We start from the raw sequence: 26,088 nt of genomic DNA on the forward strand, positions 1-26,088 counted from the left end.
AAGCATTAAACACCGGCGGCAATACATCCCTAAACCGGCTATTCAATACCGGTCAACTCACCCCTAAGGGCCCGCTCGATTAAAGCCCGTGTATTTTCAACGCCGTAGAGGGCTGCGAACGAGCCGAAGCGCGGCCCGCGCTCCTGGCCGATCAGCACCTGATAGATCATCTGGAAGAATGCGCCCGAAACTCCCGGCCCGCCATGGGGACCGGTGCGGGAATGGTCCTGATATCGCTCGATCTCGCGTGCCACATCGAGCGCCGCATTCTGGATCGTTTCCCCATCCGAGCCCTCGGGCAAGGTGGCCAGTTTTGCCGACAGGCTTTGAAGCGCCGCGCGCTCCACATCGTCCGGGGCGCGGTAATTTTTCTTAACGAAATCATGGAAATAGCGGATGGCATAGCCGACCAGCGCATCCAGATGCGGGTGGGTTTGAGGCGTCACGCCCGGCGCATAGGCCGAAATGAACCCCCACATCACCTCGCGATTTTCCGGGTTGGACGCGGTCGCAAGATTGAGCAGCAGCGCAAAGCTCACCGGCATGTCATAGGCCGGCGGGCGCCCTGAATGGATATGAAAGGCTGGGTTCTCCAGCAATGCAGCCGCATCCTGCTTCTGAGCCGACGCCGCAAAGGAGAAGTACTCGTCCACCGCCTTGGGGATCACATCGAAATAGAGCCGCTTGGCCGTCCGGGGCTTCTGGAACATGAACAGCGCCAGGCTCTCCGAAGAAGCGTAGGTCAGCCATTCATCGATGGTGATCCCATTGCCCTTGGACTTGGAAATCTTCTGGCCTTCCTCATCGAGGAACAGCTCATAGACATAATGCTCGGGCGGCGTGCCGCCCAGTATGGCGCAAATCCGGTCGTAAACCACCTGATTGGTCTGGTGGTCCTTGCCGAACATTTCGAAATCTACACCCAGCGCCGCCCAGCGCATGCCGAAATCGGGCTTCCACTGCAGCTTAACGTTGCCGCCAGTGACGGGAATCGTGACATCGCGGCCGTCTTCGTCTTCGAAGGTCACGGTGCCATCCTGGGCATTGACCTCCTTCATGGGCACATAGAGCACACGACCGGAAATGGGCGAAATCGGCAGGATGGGCGAATAGGTAGCCTGCCGCTCCGCGCCAAGCGTCGGCAGCATCACGCCCATGATATCGTCATAGCGCTCAAGCGTGCGCAGCAGCATGTCGTCGAACTTGCCGGACTTGTAATAGTCGGTGGCGCTGGCGAATTCGTAATCGAACCCGAACGTATCGAGGAAACGGCGCAGCATCGCGTTGTTGTGATCGCCAAAGCTCGCGAACTCATTGGTCCAGGGGTCGGGCACCGCGGTCAACGGCTTTTGCAGGAACGGCTCGAGCGCTTCCTTGGACGGCACATTGTCCGGGATCTTGCGCATCCCGTCCATGTCGTCGGAAAAGCAGATCAGCCGGGTCTTGATGCTATCGCCCGTGAGAAGGCGAAACGCGGTGCGCACCATGGTCGTGCGCATCACTTCCCCGAAGGTGCCGATATGGGGCAGTCCCGAAGGACCGTAACCGGTTTCGAAGATCACCTCGTCCTTGCCCAGCTTTTCAGCCCGTTTCACCACCTTGCGTGCTTCTTCGAACGGCCAGGCGCAGGCGTTCGTGGCAGCAACGATGGCATCGGGATCGAGCGGGGGCAGGGTGTGGGACACTTGGCCCATCCTTGGTATCATGAGAAAATCCGGGAGCGCCGGTGTTGCACCAAGCACGGGCAAAGGTCAATGCCGATGCCCAGGCTCTTGCACTCGGGAGCCGCGCTTTCTAGATTTCGCGGCGGCCCATTCCGAGTTCAGGTGATTTCGATGCAGCTTTCCCCCACCGACGCCCTGGTCCAGATCATGGTGATGACCGCGGTTTCCGACAAGGACGTGACGGACCGTGAGATGGATCGCTTCGCGGCTCTGATCAGCCGCTGGCCGGTGTTCGAAAGCTTCGACATTTCGCGCCTACCCGAGGTCGCCTCCTCTTGCGTTGAAACCATCAACATGGCTGGGCTCGATGCCCTGCTCGGCCAGATCGCCGAAACGCTGGAACCACGGCTGCAGGAGACGGCCTATGCCATCGCCGTCGAAATCGCGACAGTCGACCTGCGGCTTAACCAGGAAGAGTTGCGGATGCTGGAAATGATCCGCGATGCCTTTTCGATCGATCGGCTGACGACGGCGGCAATCGAAACCTCGGCCCGTATCCGCCACCGGCGGCTGTAACTCGCGTCAGTAGAAGCTCACTGGAAACCAGCGCAGATAGATCTCGTCCAGCCGCCCTTCGCGCTGGAGCCGCATCAGGGCCCAGTTGATCGCAACGCGCACATTGTCGAGGCCCGCCGGGACCGCGACCGAGAGCCCGGCGCCGAACAGGTCCGGGCGGAAATAAGGTTCGCCCGCAAAGCTGCAACAATCCGGGTTTTCATTGAGCCAGAACGATGCGCGCGCCGCGTCGCCGAAATAGGCATCTGCGTTCCCGGATTCCACCGCGGCCAAGGCTTCGAACTCTGTGTCAAACCCTTCGAGTTCGACATCGGGGAGCGTGCGCGCCACAAGCTCGGCATGGACAGACCCCGTCCGCACCGCCAGCCGGCCCGTCATGGCCAGGGGATCGAAGCCGGCCACGGCAGCTTTAGGCGTTACGAAGCGCCCGGGAAGCTGCATATAGACGCGCGAAAAATCGAAACGCTCGGCGGCCTCGCTTCCGATGTCGAGACCGGCGATCAACGCATCACCCTGGTTTTCAGCCAAAGCGTCCTGCACGCGATCCCATGGCCAGGCCTGGACGGTGCAACGCGCCTCTAGCCGGGCGCAAATCGCCTCGGCCAGATCGATATGGAAACCCACAAGCTGTCCACTTGCATCGGTATAGTTGAAGGGAGGAAAATCCGCTGTCGTCAGAAAACGCAACGCGGGCACCGGAGCGGGGTCGACGACATCGTCGCGAGCTCCCGGATCGACGTGAACGGGCAGGTTTTGAGCCATTGCGGCGCAGGCGAACGCAAAAAAGACGGCGACAATAGGCGCGGCCCGGAATGCTGGCATCGGTCGATTTTCCACAGCCGAACAAGAATTTCCGGCTCGTTATGGCCGATCGCGGCGACAATTGGTAGGGTCGGCGCACGGATTTGGGGGCATAGACCGGCTTGCAGACGTTTGACGATGTCGAACTCGCTGGCGCATTGGCCGCACAGCCGGGCTGGTCCCGGCATGTAGCCAATGCTGCGCTTGAGCGTGCCCGCAAAACCGGCGTCGACGTCATCGACGTGCTCGAGGGCGTCACCCCAAACGATCGAGAGTTGCCCTACCGAGAGATGGCCCGGCTTTTGGGGCTTCAATATTTCAGCGACGTCCGCCCATTTCTTGTCCCGTTGGACGCGCGCATCGACATTGATCGGTTCGCCGGGATCAGGTCGGCTCGGGGCGAAGTCGAGGGACGCGAGGTGCTTTTCCTTACCCCGCGCTTCGAGCACGTCAAAGCGCTGGCCCGCCGCATCGGCGACGATCCGAGCCTGCGCGATCATCTTGGCATCGTTTCGCCGGCAACACTCGAAACCGGCGTGGCGGCGGCCAATTCCGAGGTTCTGACCGCCAACGCCGTTCAGCGCCTGGCTCACCGATATCCTCTTGCCAGCGCCCATCTCGATCTGCCGCTATGGGTTCGCGTCGGCTTTGTCAGCGCGGTTGCTGCGATTGTTTTGATCTCGTTACTGCCAGGCTTTTTTCTGCAGCCGTTCTTTCTCGGCGTCGTTTCCCTGACGCTGGCGGCCCCTTCGTTTTTCAGGCTTTGGGCTGCATTCACCTTTGGCCGCAACAGCCCGCTCGTTCCGCAAAAACTTTTGGGCGACGATCAATTGCCGATCTATACGGTGCTGATCCCGCTTCGGAACGAAGCGCATATGGTGCCGCAGATCGCCCAGGCCATGCGCCGCTTGGATTATCCCACCGAGAAACTCGACATCAAATTCGTCGTCGAAAGCGCCAGCCCGCAAACGGCGGGGGCGGTCCGCGCTGTTCTGGGTGACCCGCGATTTTCCCTTATTGTCGTGCCGAGGCACAAGCCCTACACCAAGCCAAAGGCACTCAACTTCGCCCTGCCTCTGGCGAGGGGTGAACATGTCGTGGTGTTCGACGCCGAGGACCTGCCCGACCCTGGCCAGTTGCGGGCAGCCGCGAGCCTTTTTGCCGCCGATGCCACCCTCCAATGCCTGCAGGGAGAACTGGTGATCGCCAACGCATCGCGCAATTGGATCACCCGAATGTTCGCGGCCGAATATGCCGGCCATTTCGGTGTCCTGCTGCCAGCCATCGGGAGAGCTGGCTTTCCGGTGCCACTGGGCGGCACCTCCAATCACTTCCGCACCCAGACCCTGCGCGATATCGGAGCCTGGGACGCATTCAACGTGACCGAGGACGCCGATCTGGGTATCCGTATGGCCCGTTTGGGTTTGCGCGTCGAAAGCCTGGCCACCGCGACCTGGGAGGAAGCGCCCGAGAGTGCGGGAAACTGGATTCGCCAGCGCTCACGATGGATCAAGGGATGGATGCAGACGCTGATCGTCCATTCCGCCCGGCCCCGGAAGCTCTTGGCGGTTCTGGGATGGGCCAGCCTCCTCGCCTTCTACGTGTTTGTGGGCGGAATGGTCCTCTCCTTGACGGTACATGGGCTGTTTCTGATGACGACGCTGGCACGGCTGGCGCACGAATTTGTCGTCCTGGGTGCTCCCCAGGCCTGGACGGTGGCGGGACTTGGCGCGTTGCTCTTGGGCTATTGCGGTGCCGGGGCAATCAGCGCAATCGGGCTGGACCGGATCGGGCGGCCAGATCTCTATCGTACGCTCCTGGGCATTCCCCTCTATTGGCTGCTCGCCTGGTATGCGGTGATCCTTGCCTGCGGCGAGTTGATCACAAAGCCCTACCATTGGTCCAAAACAGAGCATCGAGGGCTTGGCAGCACGCTGCCCGCAGGTACGGCAATTCGGGTGCCGTCAGGCAAGATCCTGCCTCAGCGTACGCAGACATCCCGGTAGCTGGGATGCTGGATAACGGACACAATGCGCGGGACGAAATCAGCCCTCCTCGATTATTTGATTGAACGGGAGGGCGATTTGGACCAGATTCTCGGCCTTCGGAGTGAGTTTGGGACAAGAGTTCTTTATCGATAAGAAGGTCGACGCTGAAATGCGCACACCGGGTCTTTCCGATCGCGCAGTGGCTCTCGCGATTGCGGGCAGCATAGGTCTGCTGCTCTCGATCGGGCTCGCCATGTCCTTGTTTCTGCGCTATATTTCTGCATCGGCGCTTATTGCCCTGACAATCTATGCTGTGGGGGTGATGGCCTTGATCGTCCTCACCGCCGGCCGTGCACGGTTCTGGGCCATCTGGCCTGTGCGCCTGCTTCTCCCTCTGCCCGCGTCGCTGTTTATCTGGTGGATTCTTTCGCTTTTCGGGCTTTAGCGCGAAACCCGGTGAGCGTTGACTGAATGGCACGGGCCGCACGCCAAAGAGCCGGTGTCTGCTTGATCTTCCGTTTGACGGCGCGGGCGGAGCGTAGGATCGGTGCTGCCAATCGGCCTTTTGCGGATACGGGGACGATGATGTCGAAAACCGTTTCCCGGTGGGTCCAATCGGTTTTGTAGTCGAAATCACCCAACCCCATATCGAACCCGGTGATACCGTCAGCGCGCAATTTGTCGACCAGTAGTGACAGCGTGACGCCCATCAGCGAATAGCGCGAAGCGTCGCCGTAGTCGGTGGAGTTGATGTATTGCGAGTAGTGATGGGGACCGTATGTGCCGATGCTGGTGGCAACGATCTGGTCGCCGGCATAGAGTCCGTGCAAGCTGATGGCCGGGCGCGGATCGCCAAGACCGGCGATGGCGAGGCTTCGGAAGAAACGGCGAAAGGCCGGGCCAGCGAAGATGTTTTCCACTCCCATCTGTTCGAACCGCCTGCTGCGCTGGTCGAGGAAAACGGAAAGGATTTCATCCACGTCGGCTTCGGTGACAGCTCGGCGCAATTCTACGGCGCCGAATCCTTCCTCAAGGCGACGCTGGGAGCGGCGAATGTTGGTGCGCCGCTTGTGCGGCAGGGAGTGCTCGATATAGGGGGCATCGCCCGGGATCAGCTCGTTAACATAGAAATTGTCCGGAGCCGGGCTGCCGCCCAGAGTGGCTAGGGGATTGGGCATTGCGCCCATTTGGGAAGCGACACAGTGGAAATTAACGATGTCGGCCGGCAAGTCCGCAAGGCACTTGGTGAGGGTTTCCACGTTCAGCGCATCAGCGTAGTCCGGGTCGAAAACCAGGCCATCTCCATTGGAAATCGGCATACCGATGATCTGGGCGACGCGGACGCCGAGACGGCTGACGATTTCAAAGGGAAGGATGGCGATGGGTCGCTGACCTTCCGAAAGCATCATAACCGCGATTTGCTCGCGCGGGGAAAAGTCAGCATCAAGGTAGGCCTTGATCCAATCGAAGCGCTGATAAGGGGTAAAAACGCCGCGGGCCTCCAGCTCGCGCCAAGCCGGTTCGATGGCGGCGAGACTGTCGTGGATCCGCATGTCAAGGTAGGCGCCGCCCGGCTGGACGACATGACTGAGTTTGTCGAAATCGGTAGCCGCCGGCATCGCCATGGACTGGACTTCCTCTGGTGGCGTGGTGGCGACACTATTGTGGGAAAACCCTAGGAAAGGCTGAATTTGAGCGGACCTGAAGGCCGGAACGTGGCTGATGGTCAATCAAATCTAAACGGCCCGGGCGTCCGCCCGAGCCGTTGCAACGCGTTGAAATTACAGCACTTCGACGAGTTCGACGTCGAACACCAGATCTTTTCCGGCGAGCGGATGATTGGCATCGACGGTGATGGCGTTTTCGGTGGTGTCAACGACCGTAAGGGTCATGGCGCGGCCATCGGCACCGGTCGCCTGGAGGCGGGCACCGACGGAAGTGTCCACGCCATCAGGGATTTGCGAGCGGGGAACGGACTGCACGCCCTCAGGTCGATGGGGGCCGTAGGCCGCGTCGGCGGGAATGGTAACGGTCTGCTTGTCGCCGACATTCATGCCCTGCACCTGCTCGTCCAGGCCCTGGATGATCTGGCCCGATCCGAGAGTAAATTCAAGGGGATCACGGCCATCGGAACTGTCGAAACGGGTGCCGTCGGTGAGCCGTCCGGTGTAATGGATGCGCACAGTGTCCCCGTGCTTTGCCTGGGTCATTCTGTGTCCTTTTTTCGCTGGTGTTTACGCGGGGGCCGGACGCCTGAGCGCCGCGAAGTGGCCCGGCGAGGTGTCCGCTGCCTTGCTATGCGGACCTGGTGGCAATGTAAGGGCCATGGCCCGGATGTAAACCGCACATTGCCAATATATGAGTTGAGATCAGAGTTGATCGGAAAGAATGGCGAGTCCAGCCGGCGTTTGCTGCAGCGCTTGTGCGAAATCAGTATTTAGCCGTCGCATCGGAGGCGGGAAACGTCTCGTCGGCTGCCTCGTCGGTCTCGTCCCAACCGCTCTTGTCGTCGCGGGTCGACTCTCCGCCCGCGTCACGAACCTGAACTTTCGATCCCTTGGGTCCGGGCGCGGTGCCCTTGTCGAAAGCAGCCGCCCTGTCCTTTTTCTTGTCCGTCATTTCCGGTGCTCCATTGCCGTTTACTTCGATAACGGAGCTGGCCGTGCCCGGTTGCAGGGAACCGGTATCGGACGAGCGGATTCTGTCTTAAGATCAGACGGTGCAGGCAAGGACATGGCGGACAAGAAGGCTCCGGCGACCACCGACAGGTTGCGGCGCGATATTGACAGCGGCGAGACCGGGGACAAGGCGGATTGGCCCGATCCGGCGGCTGCGCCGCTGGGGACCGATGACGAGGCTTCGGGCAATCCGCCCGATGCGGCGCAGGTGCGGCAGGCCAGACCCGATACCAACGTTCAAACGCCGCTGGGCTCTTCGGGCGGGGCGGCGTTGACCTATGTTGCGCTGGCCATCGGCCTTTTGATCGTCATTGCGGCGCTGGTCATCTGGGCCTTGAGCTAGACCAGCTCCACTCGCCGTCCCCTAATAGCGGTGCGGCGCGATCGAGCGAGAGAGGGCTGCGGGAAAAGCGCAAGGGACTCCTCAGACCGGGAATGCCCTCCGGATCGATGCGCAGGGCGCGGGCGGCAATTTGCGGATCGGATAGGGCCTCGGCCACCGTGTTGATGGGGCCGCAAGGGACACCGGCGGCTTCCAGTTCAGCGATCAGATCGGACTTGCTGTGGGCTGATGTGGCGGCGGCGATGGCGGCGCAGACCGCTTCGCGATTGGCGACCCGCCCGGGGTTGGTCCTGGCGCGCGGGTCGGAGGCGAGATCGGAAAGCTCCAATGCTTTACAGAGCGAGGCGAACTGGCGGTCATTGCCGCAGGCGATGATGACGTGGCCATCCGAGGCGGGAAAGACCTGATAGGGGACGATGTTCGGGTGGGCATTGCCGAGCCGGGTGGGGCTGGTGCCCGAGACGAGGTAATTCATCGCCTGATTAGCAAGAACGGCAACGCCGACATCGAGGAGCGAAATGTCGATCTGTTGTCCCCTGCCCGACCGCTCGCGCTCGGCCAAGGCGGCCTGGACACCGATGGCGCCGTAAAGGCCGGTGAAAACGTCGATCCAGGCAACGCCAACCTTTTGCGGTTCGCCATCCGGCGCGCCGGTCAAATCCATGACGCCGCTCATCCCCTGGATCAGGAAATCATAACCTGGCTGGGCGGCGCGGGGGCCGGTTTGGCCGAAGCCGGTAATGGAGCAATAAACGAGGCGCGGGTTGAAGGCGAAGAGGGTTGGATAATCGAGCCCATAGCGGGCGAGGCCGCCGAGCTTGAAGTTTTCGACCAGCACGTCGGCTTCGGCAATCAGAGCCTTGAGCCGCTCAAGCTCGTCGGGGTCGTTGAAGTCGCAAACCACCGACCGCTTGGAGCGGTTGGCGGCGTGGAAATAGGCGGCGACGGTTTCGGTGCCGCCCTGCCCGTCATCGCGTTCGATAAAGGGTGGCCCCCAATAGCGGGTATCGTCGCCCTGGGGGCTCTCGACCTTGATGACCTCGGCACCGAGATCAGCGAGCGTCTGGCCGAGCCAGGGACCGGCGAGAATGCGGGCCAGTTCGACGACGCGGAGGCCGGCGAGCGGGGGTTTGCTTGGCGGCGTGGGTTGGGTTCCCATCGGCGTGGTCAGCCCTCGGCTCGCGCTGCGCTGGCTTCCGGGAACAAATCCCGCAATGACAATGGAGCGGTTGGGGACCCGCCGAACTTCGGCATAGTCAGAAAAACGCCTGGTGGCCGGTTTGGGCGCGGCCCAGGATCAGGGCGTGGACGTCGTGAGTGCCCTCATAGGTGTTGACGGTCTCAAGGTTCTGGGCATGGCGCATGACGTGGTATTCGATCTGGATGCCGTTGCCGCCATGCATGTCCCGGGCCTGACGGGCTATATCGAGGGCCTTGCCGCAATTGTTGCGCTTGACGATGGAGATCATTTCCGGAGCCATGCGATCTTCATCCATGAGGCGGCCGACCCGCAAGGAAGCCTGCAAACCCAGCGCGATCTCGGTCTGCATGTCGGCGAGCTTTTTCTGGAAGAGCTGGGTGGCGGCCAGCGGACGGTCGAACTGGGTGCGGTCGAGCCCATATTGACGGGCACGGTGCCAACAATCCTCGGCCGCACCCATGGCGCCCCAGGAAATGCCGAAGCGGGCGCGGTTGAGGCAGCCGAACGGACCGCTCATGCCTTCGGCATTGGGAAGCAGCGCATCCTCGGGCACTTCGACGCCGTCCATGACGATCTCGCCGGTGACCGATGCACGCAGGGAAAGCTTGCCGCCGATCTTTGGGGCCGAAAGGCCCCGAGTGCCCTTTTCAAGGACAAAGCCGCGGACCTTGCCGCCATGAGCGGCGGATTTGGCCCAGACGACGAAGACATCGGCGATGGGAGAATTGGAAATCCAGGTCTTGGACCCTGAAAGACGATAGCCGCCATCGATCTTTTCGGCGCGGGTCTTCATGGAGGCGGGGTCCGAACCGGCATCGGGCTCGGTCAAACCAAAGCAGCCGATCCATTCGCCGCTGGCGAGCCTGTGGAGATATTTGCGGCGCTGGTCTTCGGTGCCATAGGCGTGAATGGGATACATGACGAGCGAGGATTGGACGCTCATCATGGAGCGGTAACCGGAATCGATGCGCTCGATCTCGCGGGCAATCAGCCCATAGGCGACATAGGACGCGCCTAGGCCGCCGAACTCTTCGGGTATGGTGGCACCGAGCAGCCCGGCGGCGCCGAAATCGGCAAAGATAGTGGGATCGACGCGTTCCTCGAGATAATCGTCCTGGACGCGGGGGGCGAGCTTATCGGCAGCAAAGGCGGCGGCGGACTCCCTTATCATGCGCTCTTCGGGAGAAAGCTGATCCTCGAGCAGGAAGGGATCCGACCACACGAAACCGCCGCTGTTGTTGCCCATTGTTCCTCCCCGGCAAATCAAATGCGTTAAAGCAAGAATAGCCTCTGCACGAAGCGGGAAAAACAGGGAAATTTCGGCAGATCGCCTAAGGAAAATGACGATTTGAGGGATCTATGTGGCGGATGAGCGATTTTTTGCGCGGGGTAGCAAGAGCCGGAGGAACGAGGGTTCGTCCGGCTCTTGGACATCAGACCGGGCCGGTGCTGCCGACGGGCCAGACGCTGCGGAGCTTTTCGCCGGCCAGGATGCGGGCGCGGCAGCTTGCTTCGGCCTTGCCGTTCTCATCGGCGGCATCGGCGATGGTCTTGACCAGTTCGCGCGGGATGACGACGACGCCGCTGATATCGCCGAAGATCACGTCGCCGGGCCGGACGCGTACGCCATCGATATCAAGATCGATATGCGCCTTGGCCGGCTCCATGCGCCCCGACACCCCGACCGGGCTCGTGCCGCGGGCAAAGAGCGGATAATCGAGATGGCGCACCTCGGCCAGATCGCGGACCGTGCCATGGACGACCGTGGCGGCTGCGCCCGCCATCTTGGCGCCGGTGGACATCAATTCACCGGTGCCCGAGCCCTCCGCGCAGGAGGAATCCACCATCATGATGCCGCCCTTGACCGCCCCGTCGATAGCGCCGTGATAGACGTCCTGGGGCTGGCCGACGCGGGTGCTGGGCTCATAAAGCACAGTGACGGCGGGGCCGCAGACCACCTGGCCGGGAGCCAGGGCCCCAAAAAGGGAGATGCCCTTGAGGTGGCCATAAGCGCCGTGCTTATCCATCACGTCATGGATGTCGCCCGAATACCATTTCGATAGCCGCTCGATCGAGTTCCAATCGGTGTCGGCGTAGTCGTAAGTCATAGTCTCTTTCCCTGAAAATACGGCATTACCAGGCGGTGAAGCCGCCATCGACCACCACGTTGGAGCCCGTCATGTAAGAGGAGGCGTCCGAAAGCAGGAAGCGCACGACCCCGTTGTACTCGTCGATCTCGGCCTGACGGCCCATGGGGACGCGTTCGAGGAAGGCGTCGATGAATTCCTTGTCGAAGCTGGCTGTTTTCACCCCGCCGAAGGAAATGAGATTGACGCGCACCTTCTTGGGCGCCCAATAGGTGCCCAGATAGCGGGTGAAATTGACCAGGCCGGACTTGGACGCGGCGTAGGACGCGGCCTTGATGAAGGGCACGCCATCGCGCTTTTCACGATAGGCATAGAGGGCCTGATTGGGCGAGACCATGCCGTAGATCGAGCCTACATTGATGATCGAGCCGCGCTGTTCGGCGGCCATGACGCTGCCGACCACCTGGCTGGTGAGCATCACCCCTGTTAGATTGGTTTCGATGATCTCGTCCCAGTAATGCTGAGGATAGACCTCGAAGGGGGCGTTCTGTTCGGCCGAGCCGTCGGGCTTGGAATCGATGCCGGCATTGTTGACCAGCCCGTGCGGGGCGCCCCAATCGGAAACGAGTTTTTGGGTGGCGGCGGTGAGTGCCGCCTTGTCGGTAACGCTCGCCTCATAGACGCGGATGTTGCCTGCAACGCCGGGGAACTTGTCGGCGAGTTGTTCGTCGGAGAACGGACGGCGCGAGAAGATGGCTACCTTGGCGCCCGCTTCGGCGAGGGATTTGGAAAATTGGGTGCCCAACTGGCCCAAGCCGCCGGTGACGACGATGACGCGGCCTTCTACTGAAAATGGATCATGCATTGAAAAGCTTATCCTATGTGGAGGAGGAGATATCGGGCTGCCGGGACTGGGGCCGACGCCGTGAAACGATGCGGATGAGCGTCCGCACGAGCGGGATCAAAATGACGGCACAGACGATTACGCCGAGCCCGGCTGCAACGGGCCGACTGAAAAAGCCCAGAAGATTGCCGTCGGCGATCTGCATCGACATGATGAAGTTGCGCTCAAGGATGGGGCCGAGCACCAACCCTAAAATGACCGGCGCAAGCGGGAACCGGTTTGCCTCCAGCACATAGGCCACCAGCCCGGCGGCCAGCATCACGCCGATATCGAACAGGGTGTTGTTGATGGCAAACGAGCCCACCACGCAGAACACCAGAATGGTCGGGACGATCAGGCTACGCGGAATGGAGAGCACATAGCGGGCGCCCTTAATGGCAAAATAGCCGATGGGAAGGAGCAAAAGATTGGCCAGGCCAAAGGTGAGGATCACGGCCGTCAGCATTGTGGGGTTATCCACGAAGAGCTGAGGGCCGGGATTGAGCCCCTTCATGAACAGGACGCCGATGGCAATGGCGGTCACCGCATCGCCGGGAATGCCGAAGACCAGTGCCGGCACCCATGCGCTGGAGAGGCCGGCGTTGTTCGAGGAACTGGCTTCGACCAATCCTTCTTCATGACCCGTGCCGAACTTTTCGGGGGTCTTCGAGAAGCGCTTGCTCATGCCATAGGAGATCCAGGCGGCCAGATCGCCTCCAATGCCGGGAAGTGCACCCACCGCTGAACCTAACACGGATCCCCGTATGAAACTCCACGGATATTTGCGGAACATGCCCCACACGCCGGCAAAGGAATTGCTCCAGAAACTCCCCTTTTCGGGAACGGGCGGAATTGTGCCTGCCGCCGAAAGGCCCCGGAGCAGTTCGGCAAAGGCGAACATGCCGATCATAGTGGGGATGAAGCTCACCCCGCCGTAAAGGTCGATGACCCCGAAGGTAAAGCGCGGCTGACCTGAGGTGACATCGAGCCCGACCGTACTGATGAGCAGACCCAGACACAGCGAGAACAAGCCGCGTGCCGGGGCGTTGGTGCTCACCAGAGCCGAGGTCAAGAGCCCCAGCAGAGCCATCCAGAAGAACTCGAAGCTCGAAAAGCTCAACGAGGCGCGCGCCAGGATGGGCGCGCTGAGGAGCAGGACCGCCGCGCCCACCAAACCGCCTGCCGCCGAAAAGACGATGCCGATGCCCATCGCCAGTTGCGCCTTGCCTTTGAGGTTGAGCGCGTACGCTTCTTCGACATACGCCGCCGAGGCCGGCGTTCCGGGGATACGCAGCAGCACGCCGGGGATATCGCCAGCGGTGATGGCCATGGCCGTCGTGGCCACGATGGCCGCGATGGCAGCGACCGGGTCCATGTAATAGGTCAGCGGGATCAGCAGCGCCGTTGCCATGGTGGCGCTGAGGCCGGGTATCGCGCCGATGAAAAGGCCATAGATGGAGGCCAGCAGCACGACGATGAGCACTTGGGGCTGAACGATGACCCACAGCGCGGAGACCAGAACGTCAAAACTCATGGGGTTAACCGAGGAATGTCAGAGGGCCGGCGGGCAAGGGCACGTAAAGCAGCCGCTTGAAGGTGAAATAGGCGGCCAGTACCACCACCAGCGCGACGGGCACGGCCGCCACAAGCCGGGCGCCCATGAGCAGCATGAGCGGAACCGCGTATAAAAGTCCGAAGATGGGGAAGCCAATGACCGGCATGAGAGCGATGCCGAGCACCACCCCGAGGATGGACCACGCCGCAGTTATCAGCGCCCGCGGCCGGCCTTTCCACACAGAAACATCCACGAGCGGCACGCCGCCGGCAGCGCGCAGGCCACCGATGAAAACGGCCACCCCACACGCGGCCATGAGCAGGCCCAGCAGAATAGGCATCAAAGAAGGACCAAATGTCGTCCCCGGCACCGATGGGATCTGCTGGCCCTGCCAGATCACGAAAAGGGCAAGGAGCACCAATGCGGCACCAACAATGCGGTCATCGAAACGCATGGCGCTCCTCCCTTTCGAGCCTTACTGCGCCAGGCCGACGGCCTGCATGGCGCTCACCAGATCGTCGCGCGAACGCATCACGGTCTGGGTGAAGGTTTCCGCATCCTGATAGGCGACCGAGAAGCCCCGCGATTCCATCATGGCGATGAACTCTTCGTCCTGGGTGATCTCGGCCAGAGCGTCGGAGACCTTGGTCACCACTTCCTCGGGAAGGCCTGCCGGACCTGCTACACCGCGGAAGGGCAGCGGCGACCAATCCACGCCCAATGCCTCCTCGACGGTAGGGATGTCGGGGTAGAGCGAGCTGCGTTCATCGGCCATCAGCATCAGGGTTTTCGCTTCACCCGCATCGACCAGCGATTGCGCCTCAGCCGGAGAGGTGGAGACGATGGCGATCGCGTTCGCGGCAAGCTGCTGCATTGCAGGAGCCGAACCGTCGGAGGCGACCCAGGGGCCTGCTTGCGGGTCGATCTCCAGCCGGTTGAGCAAACCGGCCCATGCCAGATGGCTCAAGCCGCCCTGGTTGGCGCCGGACGCCTTGAGCTGGCCGGGATTGGCCTCGACGGCGTCGATCAGGTCCTGCGCGTTCTCATAGGGCGCATCGGCCCTGACATTGATGCCGATGGCATCGGCATTGAAGCGGCCCAGCAAGGTGAAATTCTCGGGCGCGGCTCCGGGCAGGCCCTGAGCTTCGAACATCGTGGTCTCGATGGTGATCACCCCGAGGGTGTAACCATCGGGCGCAGAATTGGCGATGGTGATGTGCCCCACAAGACCGCCGCCGCCGGTGCGATTGACGACGTTGAACGGCTGGCCGAAGCGTTCCTCGAGTTCCTGTGCCACCGCACGCGCCGTAGCGTCGGTGCCGCCGCCGGCGGCCCAGGGCACGATAACCGTGACCGCGCGCTCGGGCCATTCCGCCAAGGCCTGGCCGGCCGTTGCGAAGGCGCCGCCAAAGAACAAGGAAGCGGCAACCGCTGCTTTGAAAGCTTTCATCGAAAAATTCCTCCCAAGCTGCCCAGGCTGGCGCGCAGCAATCGAATTTTAAGGATCAGCCAGCGGCAATGGCTATCTCATGACATAAGTCATATGTCAACTCTTGTCACAGGACCCTGCTCCTCTTATGAGAGACTGGATAGCTCCGGATTCGAAGGCCCTCAGATGAATGCGCAAACACGGGACAAGCGGCACACGGCGATCGCCGCGGCGGTCGAGGAACGCATTTTGGGCGGCGAGCTGCCGGTCGGCGAAAAGCTGCCTTCAGAGAGCGAGCTTGCTCGCGAGTTCGGCGTTTCCACGCGAACCGTGCGCGAGGCCGTGCAGATTCTCGAGACCAAGGGGCTGGTTCGGCGTCGACATGGGGAACGCACCTCGGTGGTGCGGGCCGATGTGGGGGAATTCCTCGAAACGCTGGCGGTAACCGTTCGGCAGTTGCTGCGGACCAATCCCCGATATCTGATGGAGGTCATGATCGTTCGCCGCATGATCGAATCCGATGTGATCGACCTCCTTCTTTCGGGCGGCAATCTCGACCTATCCAAGGCCGAAGCCGCGTTGGCGGACATGCGGCGGGCGGGAGACATGAAGGACTATGCGCGCTTTACCGAAGCCGACGCCGCATTCCATCAGGCCCTTGTGGATGCTGCTGGCAATGGAGTTCTGTCGATCGTCTACAACAATCTCCATGGCCTGGTGACCGAAGTGATCCGGGTGACGTCGAGCGTTCCCACCAAGTCTTATGATGCGGCTTATGCCGAGCATGTGGATATCTACAACAAGATCCGGGCGGGCGACCTCGATCGGGCGAAGTCGCTGATGCGGGCGCATATCAACAACAGTGCCGAATACCTCAAGGTGGCGATCGAAAAGAGCAAGGCGGAAGACCGGACCTGATCGGGCTAGCCGTCGGGGCTGAAGGCGGGGGCGTTGCGTAGGCTCAGGGCGCTTTTCTGCATGGCCTCGATCAGCGCAGCCATGCCCTCGGCGGCGGCTTCGGCATCGCCTTTAATGAATTCGTCCATGACCTGGCGATGAGCGGCAACCGAGGTTTCCAGGCCCGTATCGGCGAAAAAGCGATACCAGAAGCGGCGCGAGTGGGACTGGAGCGGGCGCAGGGTGGCGGCCAGATAGGGATTGGGGCACGCATTGCCCATGGCGGTATCGAACGCCTTGTCTGCCTCAAGGAAAGCGCCGGTTTCACGGCGCGCGAGGGCGCGATCCATTGCTTCTCGGCACTCTTCGACGCGGCGGCGCTGCGGACCGGTGGCAAAGCGGGTGGAGAGCAGGGCCAGGCGCGGTTCGAGAACGCGGCGCACTTCGAGGACGTTGGAAAAATCGTCGGGGCGGATTTCGGCGATGCGGATGCCGGCACGGGGGCGGATTTCCACGAGGCCTTCCAGTGATAGGCGCTGGAGCGCCTCGCGGGCCGGCGTGCGGCCGACCCCTGAAAGCTCGATGATCGCTGCTTCGCTGACCACGGCGCCGGGCTCGATCTCGAGCATGATGATCTTGCGCTCAAGGGCGAGATAGGCGGTCTGGGATTGGCTTTCCGGGGTGTGCCGCATGGGAAAATCTAAAGCTTGTTGGGCCAGGTGTCGGCGATCTTGTAACCGCCCGGCCAGGGATCGGAAGGATCGAGCATGTCCTGGCGCGTTCCTGTAACCCAGGCGCGGCCGGTAATCGAGGGAATGATGGCGGGCTTGTCCCCAACCATAGTGTCGCGCTCGATGCGGCAATCGAAGCGGGAATCGATGATCGAACGGCCGATGAAGCGGTCCCCTACCCCCAGTCGGCCACGGGCCTTCAGCACCGCCATGCGGGCCGAGCAGCCAGTGCCGGTGGGGGACCGGTCGATCTTGCCCGGCTGGATGACCACGGCGCTCTTGCCGCTCATCGCGCCCTCCTCGGCGCCCAGCGGCCCAGCGATCTGGCAGAAGGAGATGTGGCTCCAGTCGGGGTTTTCGGGATGCGTGAAGCCGAGCTGCTCATTGGCGGCGCGGGTGATCTTTACGCCGAGAGCGGAAATCTCGCGCGCTTCGTCGGGAGTGAGGGCAAGGCCGAGCGCCTGGGCATCGACGATCACGAAGCTGTCGCCGCCATAGGCGGTGTCCACGGTGAGGGTGCCGATGCCCTCCACTTCGATCTGGACGTCGAGCCGGTCGGCAAAGCTCGGGACATTGTGAACCGTGATCTTTTCGGCCTTGCCATTGGCGCATTGGGCGACGATCTCGACAAGGCCGCCCGGCGCTTCGAGCACCATGCGGGTTTCCGGTTCGGTCATCTCGATGATGCCGGTATCGAGCAGCACGGTGGCGACGCAAATCGAGTTCGACCCGCTCATGGGCGGGGTGTCTTCGGGCTCCATGATGATCCAGCCCATCCGGGCGCGCGGGTCCCTGGGGGGCACGAGCAGGTTGATGTGGCGGAAGACGCCGCCGCGCGGCTCGTTGAGGACGAAATTGCGCAAGGTCTGATCGCGGGCGATCCAGCGCGATTGCTCCCAGAGGGTTTCGCCCGGCGGAGGCGCGACGCCGCCCACGATCACATCGCCAACTTCGCCTTCGGCGTGGCAGCCCACGATGTGGATGGTTTTGACCGAGCGCATCTAGATCACCTGAAAGCCGTGGGCGAAGGGGTCGCGGTCGTCGATGGTGATGGTGTTGAGGCCCGTCTGGCGCGCCCAGCCGCCAATCGAAGGGATGATGGCGGGATAGTTTCCGACAGTGGTTTCAGCCTCAACGCGGCCCTTGAACAGAGAGCCGATGATGCTCTCATGGACGAAATCATCGCCCGCCTTTAGCCTGCCCTTGGCTGCCCAATGGGCCATGCGCGCCGAGGTGCCGGTGCCGCAGGGAGAGCGGTCGATGGCCTTTTCGCCATAGAACACGGCGTTGCGGGCATGGGCGCCGGGCTCGCGGGGGGCGCCGGTCCAAAGGATGTGGCTCAACCCGTTGATTTCGGGGTGGAGCGGATGGACGAAGCTGTGGACCGCGTTGAGCGCGGCGCGCAATTGCGGGCTCCAGCGCAGGAGGTCACCGGCGGTCACATCGGCGATGTCGGAGAAATTTTCCTGCGGCTCGACGATGGCGTAGAAATTGCCGCCATAGGCGACATCCACGGTGATAGACCCCAGGCCGGGGCAATCGACGGTGAGGCCTTCGGCATAGAGGAAGGACGGGACATTGGTGATGCGGACTTCCTCCACATATTGCCCCTCCTGCCGGTAATGGGCGACCACCAGGCCGGCGGGGGTTTCGAGCCTGAGCACGCCAGGCTCGCGCGGATTGACCAGCCCGTTCTCGATGGCCATGGTCACCGTGCCGATGGTGCCGTGGCCGCACATGGCGAGACACCCCGACGTTTCGATGAAGAGGATGGCGATGTCGCAATCGGGGCGCGAGGACGGATAAAGGATCGAGCCCGACATCATGTCGTGGCCGCGCGGCTCGAACATCAGACCGGTGCGGATCCAGTCATACTCGGCCTGGAAATGGGCGCGGCGCTCGAGCATGGTCGTGCCATTGAGTTCAGGGCCGCCGCCGGCAACGAGCCGGACGGGATTGCCGCAGGTGTGGCCATCGATGCAGAAGAAGCTGTTGCGCGCCATTTATATCCTCGAAAACGCGAAGCGCTGGGGGCGGAAGGGGGAGAGATCAATCGCTGGTGTTTCCCGGTCCAGCAATTGGGTGACCAGCCGCGCGGTGCCCGCCGATTGGGTGAGGCCGAGATGGCCGTGGCCGAAGGCATAGACGATGTCGTGGCTGGCGCTTGAGACGCCGATCGCCGGCAGGCTGTCGGGCAGCGAGGGACGATAGCCCATCCATTGGCGGCCGCCTTCGGTCTTGAGATCGGGGAGGAAGGCCTTGGCTTTCTTGAGCATCGCGTCTGCGCGGGCGTAGTTGGGTGGCAGTTTGAGGCCGCCCAGCTCCACCGCGCCGCCGATGCGGATGCCCGTCGAGAGCGGAGAAACCACGAAGCCGTGACCGCCGAAGATCAACTGGCGGCGCAGCGTTATGGCATCGGGCGGCAGGGTGGTGTTGTAGCCACGCTCGGTTTCGAGCGGGATGCGATCGCCCAACTGGGCGGCGAGCGTTTTGGACCACGCGCCGCCGCAGATGACGACCTGGCGGGCGATGATTGTGCGGCCATCCTCCAGCGTCAGCACAGTACCGTTCTCGGTGGGGCGCAGCGCCGCGACGGCGCCGAGCGCGAATTGGGTGCCGCGCTGGTGCCCCGCTGTGGCCAGGGCGCAGGTGTAGGAATAGGGATCGTCCACCATGCGCCATTGCGGCACATAGGTGCCGGCGACGAAGCGGTCGGAAAGCCCCGGCTGCTGCTCGGCGAGCGCGCCGCCGCGCACATGCTCGAAACCGATGCCGTGCTTTTCTCGCTCGGCCCAGCCAGGGAGCGAAGCCTTGAACTCGGCTTCGCTTTCATAAAGTTCGAGCGAGCCGATGGTCTGGACCTTGCCAGCGATGCCCGCCTCGGAGACCAGCCAGTCGGTGGCCGCTTGCGAGACGCGCATCATCTCGGCCTGGGCGCGGATCGAGGATTCGATCTTGTCGGGCCAGCCGGCGCGCCAGAAGCGCATCAGCCAGGGGGTGATCTGCGGCAGGTAGCGCGGCGGGATGGAGAGGGGCCCCAAGGGATCTGCGAGCCATTTGGGCACTTTGGCCAGCATGCCCTTGGTGGCAAGCGGGATGATATCGGAAAAGGCGAAGGCGCCGGCATTGCCGGCACTGGTTTCCTCGGCAACGCCCTTGCGGTCGATGACCAGCACCGACCGCCCCGCTGCCTGCAGCGCAAAGGCCGTGGATGCGCCGATGACGCCGGCGCCCACGACCACAACGTCGGCGGAAGGGGGAAGCGTTTCGAGATGAGGAGGAGTTGGGAAGGTGGTCATGGCAGGCTCATATCGTCTGGTCTGTTCGGACCTACTCCCCAAGGTAAGCTTGAACAATCGACTTGTCCTCGCGCAATCGCGATGCATCGTCCTGCATGCGGATCTTTCCGCTTTCGAGGACGTAGCCGTAATGGGCGAGCTTGAGGGCAAGGCGGGCGTTCTGTTCGACGAGAAGGATGGTGGTTCCCGCCTCGTTGAGGCGTTTGACGATGCCCATGGTTTCCAGAACCAGCTTGGGCGCGAGGCCCATTGAAGGTTCATCGAGCAGCAGGACGCGAGGGCCGTGCATCAGGGCGCGGCCGATGGCCAGCATCTGCTGCTCGCCGCCCGAGAGCAGCGAACCATCGCCGTTCTGGCGCTTTTCGAGAATCGGGAAAAGATCGAACACCTCGCGCATGCGCTTTTTGCGCAAGGCGGGATCCTTGACGGTGAAGGCACCCAGTTCGAGGTTTTCCCTCACCGAAAGTCCGCGCAGCACGTGCCGGCCTTCGGGGACGTGGACGAGCCCGGTGCGGGCGATGTCATGGGCGTTCTTTCTGGTGATGTCCTCGCCCATGAATTCCACGTTTCCGGCGCTGGCGCGGACGAGGCCGGAGATGGTCTTGAGGGTGGTCGACTTGCCTGCCCCGTTGGCGCCAAGGAGGGTGACGATCTGGCCCTCGCGGACCTCGAGATCGATGCCTTCGAGCGCGCGGATGCGGCCATAGCCGGCTTCGAGCCCACTCAGTTTCAGAACGACGTTTGCGGACGCGGTCATAGCACCTCCTCGGCGTCTTCCTGGCCCAGATAGGCTTCGATGACCTTGGGGTCAGTCTGGATTTCGCGGGCGGTGCCCTCGGCGATCATCTTGCCGTGGTCGAGAACGCTGATGCGTTCGGAGATCTTCATAACGAGGCCGGTATCGTGCTCAATGAGCAGAACCGAAACGCCGCGCTCGCCGCGGATACGGCCGATCAATTCGATCAGCGCCGCCTTTTCTCCCGAATTGAGACCGGCGGCCGGTTCGTCAAGCAGGAGAAGCTTTGGCTGGGTTGCGAGCGCGCGGGCGATCTCGACCAGTCGCTGATGGCCATAGGCAAGCGTCGTGGCTTCCCGGCCGGCCTCATCGGCGATGCCGACAAATTTGAGGCAATCGAGGCAATAGTCGTAGATTTCCCTTTCCTCGCGGCGTTGCGAGGGCAGCCGCAGGACGGCGGCCAAGGCCCCGGCCCTGGTGCGGCAGTGCATGCCGCTCATGACGTTTTCCATGACCGTCATTTCGCGGAACAGGCGCACATTCTGGAAGGTGCGGGCGATGCCGGCCTGGGTAACCTGATGCGGCTTGAGCTTGAGCATATCCTGCCCCGCAAACATCACCCTGCCCTTTTGCGGTTTGTAAAAGCCGGTGATGGAATTGAAGAGCGAGGTCTTGCCCGCGCCGTTGGGGCCGATAAGGCTGACGATGGCATCGCTGGGAATTGCGAAATTGACGTCATCGAGAACGGTGTTGCCGGCAAAGGCCAGGGTGACGCCCGAAAGTTCGAGAAGGTTGTCCTGCGCCATGGTCAAGTCCTCCTTCCCGGCCAGATGCCCGAGGGGCGGAACAGCATGATGAGTAGCAGGCCCACCGCAAAGACCAGCAGGCGGAATTCGCCGAGATTGCGCAGCAATTCGGGGCCAAGAATGATGATGAAGGCGCCCAGGATGACGCCCGGTATCTTGCCCATGCCACCCAGGATGACGGCCATCAAAACGAGTACCGATTGCTCGAACGAGAAGCTTTCGGGCGAAATGGCGCCGAGATTGGTGGCAAAGAACGCGCCGCCGACCGCGCCGAAAATGGCGCCGATGACGTAAGCTGCGAGTTTGACCTGTACGCGGTTGATCCCCATGGCTTCGGCCGCGTCCTCGTCATGGCGGACATAGAGCCAGGCCCGCCCCAGGCGCGAATTGGCGAGCCGGAAGGACGCGATGACCGCCAGGGCGGCGAGGACAGCAAAGACATAGTAGTATTCGATGCCGGTATTAATGTGCCAGCCGAACAGCCAGGGGTCCTGAATGCCCGAGAGGCCGGTCGCGCGGCCGGTGATTTCGAGGTTGCGGGCCGAAAAGCGCACGATCTCGCCGAAACCCAAGGTCACGATGGCCAGATAATCCGAGCGCAGGCGCAGGGTGGGGCCGCCGATGATGACGCCGGCCAGCATGGCGGCGAGGATGGCGAAGGGAAAGGCCACCCAGAAGTTGAAGCCGAACTGGACGGTGAGGATACCGATGGTATAGGCGCCGACGGCGAAGAAGGCGGCATAGCCCAGGTCGAGCAGACCAGCATAGCCGACGACGATGTTCAGGCCCAAGCACAAAACGACATAGAGCAGCGCGTTGGTGAGGATCACCGTGCCATAGGGGCCGAAAATGCTCGGCGCGACGATCAGCAGAGCGAGGAGCGCGAGGCCCACGACCCAGCGTACGCGGGTATCCTGCAGGAACGGGCCGATACCATGGGCGGGGACAGCGGTTTGGGTCTGGTTGGACATCACATCCGCTCCTGTTCCGATTTGCCCAGCAGCCCGGTCGGCTTGAACACCAGCACCAGAATGAGGATGGCAAAGGAGAAGACGTCCTTCCAGGCGCTACCAACGCCGGGCAGGAGCGTGCCGAAGGATTCGAGAAGGCCCAGGATCAGCCCGCCCAGCATGGCGCCGGGGATGGACCCGATGCCGCCGATCACGGCAGCGGTGAAGGCCTTCAAACCGATCAGGAAACCCATGAAATACCAGATCGAGCCGTAATAGGCGCCGGCCATGGTGCCGGCGGCGGCGGCGAGCGCCGAGCCGATGAGGAAGGTGACGGCGATGATGCCGGACACGTTGATGCCCATGAGCTGGCACATGTCCTTGTCGATCGCCACGGCGCGCATGGCGCGGCCATATTGAGTGCGCGAGACAAAGAGTTCGAGCCCGATCATCAGGAACGCGGCGATGCCCACGAGGATCATCTGGTTGTAGGTTATGAAGAGGTTGCCCAGATTGACGCCGCCGAAGCCGAAATCGGAGCGGAAGGCGGTGTATTGCCCATGGGTGAGCGAGAGGACGGTGTTCTGGAGCACAAGCGAGACGGCAAGCGCGGTGATGAGGATGGACAAGCGCGGCGCGCGCAGCATCGGATGATAGGCGACGCGCTCGATGACCACTCCCAGGCAGCCCACGGCGATCATTGAAAAGAACATGGCGATCGCAACGCCGGTCCAGCCGGCTCCGACGATCCCCGAAATGGCGGAAAGCACCAGAAAGCCCACGAAACCGCCGACCATGTAAAGGTCGCCATGGGCGAAATTGAGCAGCTTGATGACCCCGAAGATCATCGTATAGCCCAGCGCAACAAGAGCGTAGAACGAACCCAGGACCAGCCCGTTCACGACCTGCTGCATCACGACATCGAACGCTGTCATGCGCGATCGTCTCCTTTTGGGCAATGCGGCAGGGAGCCGGCGCGCGAAATCCGCGCGCCGGACATGCGCATCAGCCGGTTGACCGGACTATTCCTGGGCGCGAGCCCACTCTCCACCCTGCCCTTCGAGCACGATGAAGTTCGAGCGGGCGAGCGTGTTTTCCTCGGTGAAGGAAATGGCTCCGGCTAGCCCTTCAAAACCATCGGCCGCCGCCAAGGCATCGATGATCGCCTGCGGCTCGGTGGAGCCGGCCTGTTCAATGGCCGAGGCGAGGAGCTTCATGCCGTCATAGGCGAGCGGCGCGTAGGGGCCGGGGGCGGTTCCGTAATCGGCCTGATAGGTCTCGATGAACGAGGCGGCTTCGGGGATGAACTGCGCCGTGGGGTTGGAGAAGGCGAAGACGCCTTCGGCGGCCTGTCCGGCGATTTCAAAAAGCTGCGGCGAGTTCGAACCGTCGCCCACAGCGATGACGCCCTGATAGCCCATCTGGCGCAACTGACGGATCAAAAGCCCACCATCGGCGAAATAGGCCGTCCAGAACACCGCGTCGGGGTTGGCGGAACGGATATTGGTGACGATGGCCGAATAATCCTGCTCGCCGCGATTGGCGGTTTCGGTGGCGACCACGGTATGGCCCGCCTCTTCCCAAGCGCTGGCCGTGAGGCTGGCAAGGTCCTGCGAATAGGCATCGCCCTGGTCGATGATGGCAAGCGTTTCGACGCCCTGGCCCGACAGGAACTCGACGGCCTTGGTGGCCTGATCGGCGCCGGTCGAATTGATCATGAAGGCGTTACCCGGGTTTTCCGGGATGAGCTGGGTGGAATTGGCGGCGGCGATCACGAACGGAATGTTGGCATCGCCATAGATCTGCAATGTGGGGAGCGTCGAACCCGAGCAATAGCCCCCGACAACACCGACGACGCCCGAGGAGGCGAGCATGGTGGCGGCGTTGACCGCCTGCTGCGGATCGCAGGCATCGTCGCCGGTCACGATGGCCAGCTCTTCGCCTAATAGGCCGCCGGCCTCATTGACCTCGTCAATGGCGATCTGGACGGCGTTGATCATATCCTGACCGTAGGTGGCTTCCGACCCGGTGGTCGGGACCATGACGCCGATATCCATGGCCTGCGCTCCGCCGGCGGTCAGCGCGGCGACGCCCAGGAGGCTGGCGACTTTGAGTTTGTTGATGATGTGCATGACTTAACTCCCTTTGTTAAGCATCCGGACCCCTCCGGATGGATGACCGTACCCCACATACGGTGATCTGGGACAGCCCAGAATCGGCGGTGCTTCCGCGGCTTTGCTGGAATGGATTTCCGTCGCTACATGTGCATCGCTGATATATCTATCATGCATGAGACGGATATCTGTGCAAGCGTCTTGCCGGGAGTTGTCACAAGAACTGTGTTGATGGGGTGTCGACTACCCCCTGACATATTGACGATCGATATCAGATATATCAAGCTGAGCTATGCTGGACGAGGAATACGATCCGCATCCGGCTCCGATCTTTCAGCAAGAGACGCAGGCTGCTTAACCGGCGGGAACCGACGAGACACGACCATGAACACCGAAATCTTCAACGGCTGCATGCCGGCCCTGATGACCCCCTGCTCCGCCGACGGCAAGCCCGACTACGACGCGTTGGTCGCCAAGGGACAGCGGCTGATCGCGGCCGGCATGTCCGGCATCGTCTATTGCGGCTCAATGGGTGACTGGCCGCTCCTTACCGACGAGCAGCGCCAGGAAGGAGTGGCGCGGCTCGTGGGCGCGGGCATTCCGGTGATCGTGGGCACCGGGGCGATCAATTCGGCGAGCGCTGTGAGCCACGCAGCCCATGCGGCCAAGGTGGGCGCCGCCGGCCTCATGGTCATCCCGCGTGTCCTTTCGCGGGGGCCGAGCGCGACAGCCCAGAAGGCACATTTCAAGGCGATCCTTGCGGCGGCGCCTGAGCTGCCTTCGGTGATCTACAACAGCCCCTATTACGGCTTTGCCACGCGCGCGGACCTGTTTTTCGAGTTGCGCGCCGAGCACAGGAATCTCATCGGTTTCAAGGAATTCGGCGGCGCCGACGACCTGCGCTATGCCGCCGAGTTCATCACCAGCGCCGATCCGGAGATCACGCTTATGGTGGGCGTGGACACCATGGTCTATCACGGCTTCGTCAATTGCGGCGCGCGCGGCGCGATCACCGGCATCGGCAATGCGCTGCCCAAAGAAGTGCTGCACCTTGTCGAGCTTTCGCGCAAGGCGGCTCAAGGTGATGCAAAGGCGCGGACTGCCGCCAAGGAGCTCGACCAGGCCATGCATGTGCTGGCCTCGTTCGATGCCGGGCCGGACCTGGTGCTCTACTACAAATATCTCGCAACGCTGGCAGGCGACGACTGCTACGAGCACCATTTCATCGAAACTGACAGGCTGTCGGACAGCCAGCGCGAATATGCCCACACACAGTTCGAGCTGTTCCGGGCATGGTACGCGGATTGGTCGGCTGCGCAGTAGATTTCGGGACGTAGGGGACAGGCGGAA

The 26,088-nt window shown here is 62.3% G+C and carries 27 protein-coding genes; 6 read left to right on the forward strand and 21 right to left on the reverse strand.

Features of this window, described 5'->3' with window-relative positions; translation table 11 throughout:
• Positions 1-38: 38 nt before the first annotated feature.
• On the reverse strand, positions 39-1,685 hold the full coding sequence (locus tag NO934_RS04525; RefSeq protein ID WP_309162541.1) for a lysine--tRNA ligase: 1,647 nt from the start codon (positions 1,683-1,685) through the stop codon (positions 39-41).
• Between the two features lie 150 nt (positions 1,686-1,835).
• Here NO934_RS04525 and NO934_RS04530 point away from each other — a divergent pair, with 150 nt between their 5' ends.
• Complete coding sequence (locus tag NO934_RS04530) at positions 1,836-2,240, forward strand: tellurite resistance TerB family protein (protein WP_309162542.1); 405 nt, start codon at positions 1,836-1,838, stop codon at positions 2,238-2,240.
• 6 nt (positions 2,241-2,246) lie between these two features.
• On the opposite strand, the gene NO934_RS04535 is transcribed toward NO934_RS04530, so the two are convergent.
• Positions 2,247-3,062, reverse strand: a complete 816-nt coding sequence (locus NO934_RS04535; RefSeq protein ID WP_309162544.1) for a transporter substrate-binding domain-containing protein — start codon at positions 3,060-3,062, stop codon at positions 2,247-2,249.
• A 101-nt stretch (positions 3,063-3,163) separates the two neighbouring features.
• Here NO934_RS04535 and NO934_RS04540 point away from each other — a divergent pair, with 101 nt between their 5' ends.
• Positions 3,164-5,047, forward strand: coding sequence for a glycosyltransferase family 2 protein (locus NO934_RS04540; RefSeq protein ID WP_309162545.1), 1,884 nt, complete (start codon positions 3,164-3,166; stop codon positions 5,045-5,047).
• Between the two features lie 151 nt (positions 5,048-5,198).
• On the forward strand, positions 5,199-5,474 hold the full coding sequence (locus tag NO934_RS04545) for a hypothetical protein (protein ID WP_309162546.1): 276 nt from the start codon (positions 5,199-5,201) through the stop codon (positions 5,472-5,474).
• Here NO934_RS04545 and NO934_RS04550 read toward each other — a convergent pair.
• The 3 genes from NO934_RS04550 to NO934_RS04560 all read right to left on the reverse strand — a co-directional run bounded on the left by NO934_RS04550 (position 5,440) and on the right by NO934_RS04560 (position 7,648).
• A complete protein-coding gene (locus tag NO934_RS04550) occupies positions 5,440-6,654 on the reverse strand; it encodes a GNAT family N-acetyltransferase (protein ID WP_309162547.1) in 1,215 nt (404 codons plus the stop codon). The two genes, NO934_RS04545 and NO934_RS04550, sit on opposite strands and share 35 nt — an antisense overlap.
• A 156-nt stretch (positions 6,655-6,810) precedes the next feature.
• On the reverse strand, positions 6,811-7,239 hold the full coding sequence (locus NO934_RS04555) for a peptidylprolyl isomerase (protein ID WP_309162549.1): 429 nt from the start codon (positions 7,237-7,239) through the stop codon (positions 6,811-6,813).
• Positions 7,240-7,459: 220 nt separating this feature from the next.
• The gene (locus NO934_RS04560; RefSeq protein ID WP_309162550.1) at positions 7,460-7,648 is read right to left on the reverse strand and encodes a hypothetical protein; all 189 of its coding nucleotides are present in this window, start codon (positions 7,646-7,648) and stop codon (positions 7,460-7,462) included.
• Positions 7,649-7,762: 114 nt separating this feature from the next.
• On the opposite strand from NO934_RS04560, the gene NO934_RS04565 reads away from it, so the two are divergent.
• Positions 7,763-8,050 (forward strand): hypothetical protein, encoded by a 288-nt coding sequence (locus NO934_RS04565; RefSeq protein WP_309162551.1) that lies wholly within the window; start codon positions 7,763-7,765, stop codon positions 8,048-8,050.
• Here the strand turns inward: NO934_RS04565 and NO934_RS04570 are convergent.
• From NO934_RS04570 to NO934_RS04600, 7 genes are all read right to left on the reverse strand, one after another.
• Positions 8,031-9,209: a CaiB/BaiF CoA-transferase family protein gene (locus NO934_RS04570; RefSeq protein WP_309162552.1), complete on the reverse strand. Its 1,179-nt coding sequence runs from the start codon at positions 9,207-9,209 to the stop codon at positions 8,031-8,033. The two genes, NO934_RS04565 and NO934_RS04570, sit on opposite strands and share 20 nt — an antisense overlap.
• Positions 9,210-9,306: 97 nt before the next feature.
• A complete protein-coding gene (locus tag NO934_RS04575) occupies positions 9,307-10,497 on the reverse strand; it encodes an acyl-CoA dehydrogenase (protein WP_309162553.1) in 1,191 nt (396 codons plus the stop codon).
• Between the two features lie 187 nt (positions 10,498-10,684).
• A complete protein-coding gene (locus tag NO934_RS04580) occupies positions 10,685-11,359 on the reverse strand; it encodes an RraA family protein (RefSeq protein WP_309162556.1) in 675 nt (224 codons plus the stop codon).
• 25 nt (positions 11,360-11,384) lie between these two features.
• On the reverse strand, positions 11,385-12,203 hold the full coding sequence (locus tag NO934_RS04585) for an SDR family oxidoreductase (RefSeq protein ID WP_309162557.1): 819 nt from the start codon (positions 12,201-12,203) through the stop codon (positions 11,385-11,387).
• Between the two features lie 13 nt (positions 12,204-12,216).
• A complete protein-coding gene (locus NO934_RS04590) occupies positions 12,217-13,755 on the reverse strand; it encodes a tripartite tricarboxylate transporter permease (protein WP_309162559.1) in 1,539 nt (512 codons plus the stop codon).
• A 4-nt stretch (positions 13,756-13,759) separates the two neighbouring features.
• Entirely contained in the window at positions 13,760-14,230 is a 471-nt protein-coding gene (locus NO934_RS04595; protein ID WP_309162562.1) for a tripartite tricarboxylate transporter TctB family protein, read from the reverse strand.
• A gap of 21 nt (positions 14,231-14,251) precedes the next feature.
• Positions 14,252-15,226 carry a tripartite tricarboxylate transporter substrate binding protein gene (locus NO934_RS04600; RefSeq protein ID WP_309162564.1) on the reverse strand — a complete coding sequence of 325 codons (975 nt, stop codon included), beginning with the start codon at positions 15,224-15,226 and terminating at the stop codon, positions 14,252-14,254.
• A gap of 165 nt (positions 15,227-15,391) precedes the next feature.
• Here NO934_RS04600 and NO934_RS04605 point away from each other — a divergent pair, with 165 nt between their 5' ends.
• Positions 15,392-16,123: a FadR/GntR family transcriptional regulator gene (locus NO934_RS04605; RefSeq protein WP_309162565.1), complete on the forward strand. Its 732-nt coding sequence runs from the start codon at positions 15,392-15,394 to the stop codon at positions 16,121-16,123.
• Positions 16,124-16,128: 5 nt separating this feature from the next.
• Here the strand turns inward: NO934_RS04605 and NO934_RS04610 are convergent, their stop codons facing one another.
• The 9 genes from NO934_RS04610 to NO934_RS04650 all read right to left on the reverse strand — a co-directional run bounded on the left by NO934_RS04610 (position 16,129) and on the right by NO934_RS04650 (position 24,756).
• Positions 16,129-16,794 carry a GntR family transcriptional regulator gene (locus NO934_RS04610; RefSeq protein WP_309162566.1) on the reverse strand — a complete coding sequence of 222 codons (666 nt, stop codon included), beginning with the start codon at positions 16,792-16,794 and terminating at the stop codon, positions 16,129-16,131.
• Positions 16,795-16,802: 8 nt separating this feature from the next.
• Positions 16,803-17,834, reverse strand: a complete 1,032-nt coding sequence (locus NO934_RS04615) for a proline racemase family protein (protein ID WP_309162567.1) — start codon at positions 17,832-17,834, stop codon at positions 16,803-16,805.
• Positions 17,835-18,836: a 4-hydroxyproline epimerase gene (locus NO934_RS04620; RefSeq protein ID WP_309162568.1), complete on the reverse strand. Its 1,002-nt coding sequence runs from the start codon at positions 18,834-18,836 to the stop codon at positions 17,835-17,837.
• Positions 18,837-20,132: an FAD-binding oxidoreductase gene (locus NO934_RS04625; RefSeq protein WP_309162569.1), complete on the reverse strand. Its 1,296-nt coding sequence runs from the start codon at positions 20,130-20,132 to the stop codon at positions 18,837-18,839.
• Positions 20,133-20,163: 31 nt separating this feature from the next.
• Positions 20,164-20,889 (reverse strand): ABC transporter ATP-binding protein, encoded by a 726-nt coding sequence (locus tag NO934_RS04630; protein ID WP_309162570.1) that lies wholly within the window; start codon positions 20,887-20,889, stop codon positions 20,164-20,166.
• Positions 20,886-21,674, reverse strand: a complete 789-nt coding sequence (locus tag NO934_RS04635) for an ABC transporter ATP-binding protein (protein WP_309162572.1) — start codon at positions 21,672-21,674, stop codon at positions 20,886-20,888. Before NO934_RS04635 ends, NO934_RS04630 begins: the two co-directional genes overlap by 4 nt.
• A gap of 2 nt (positions 21,675-21,676) precedes the next feature.
• The gene (locus NO934_RS04640) at positions 21,677-22,645 is read right to left on the reverse strand and encodes a branched-chain amino acid ABC transporter permease (RefSeq protein WP_309162573.1); all 969 of its coding nucleotides are present in this window, start codon (positions 22,643-22,645) and stop codon (positions 21,677-21,679) included.
• On the reverse strand, positions 22,645-23,559 hold the full coding sequence (locus tag NO934_RS04645) for a branched-chain amino acid ABC transporter permease (protein WP_309162574.1): 915 nt from the start codon (positions 23,557-23,559) through the stop codon (positions 22,645-22,647). Before NO934_RS04645 ends, NO934_RS04640 begins: the two co-directional genes overlap by 1 nt.
• Before the next feature lie 87 nt (positions 23,560-23,646).
• Positions 23,647-24,756, reverse strand: coding sequence for a branched-chain amino acid ABC transporter substrate-binding protein (locus NO934_RS04650; protein WP_309162575.1), 1,110 nt, complete (start codon positions 24,754-24,756; stop codon positions 23,647-23,649).
• A gap of 366 nt (positions 24,757-25,122) precedes the next feature.
• Here NO934_RS04650 and NO934_RS04655 point away from each other — a divergent pair, with 366 nt between their 5' ends.
• Positions 25,123-26,061 carry a dihydrodipicolinate synthase family protein gene (locus tag NO934_RS04655; protein ID WP_309162576.1) on the forward strand — a complete coding sequence of 313 codons (939 nt, stop codon included), beginning with the start codon at positions 25,123-25,125 and terminating at the stop codon, positions 26,059-26,061.
• Positions 26,062-26,088: the final 27 nt, after the last annotated feature.

The sequence above is a fragment of the Pelagibacterium sp. H642 genome (assembly GCF_031202855.1).
Lineage (GTDB): Bacteria > Pseudomonadota > Alphaproteobacteria > Rhizobiales > Devosiaceae > Pelagibacterium.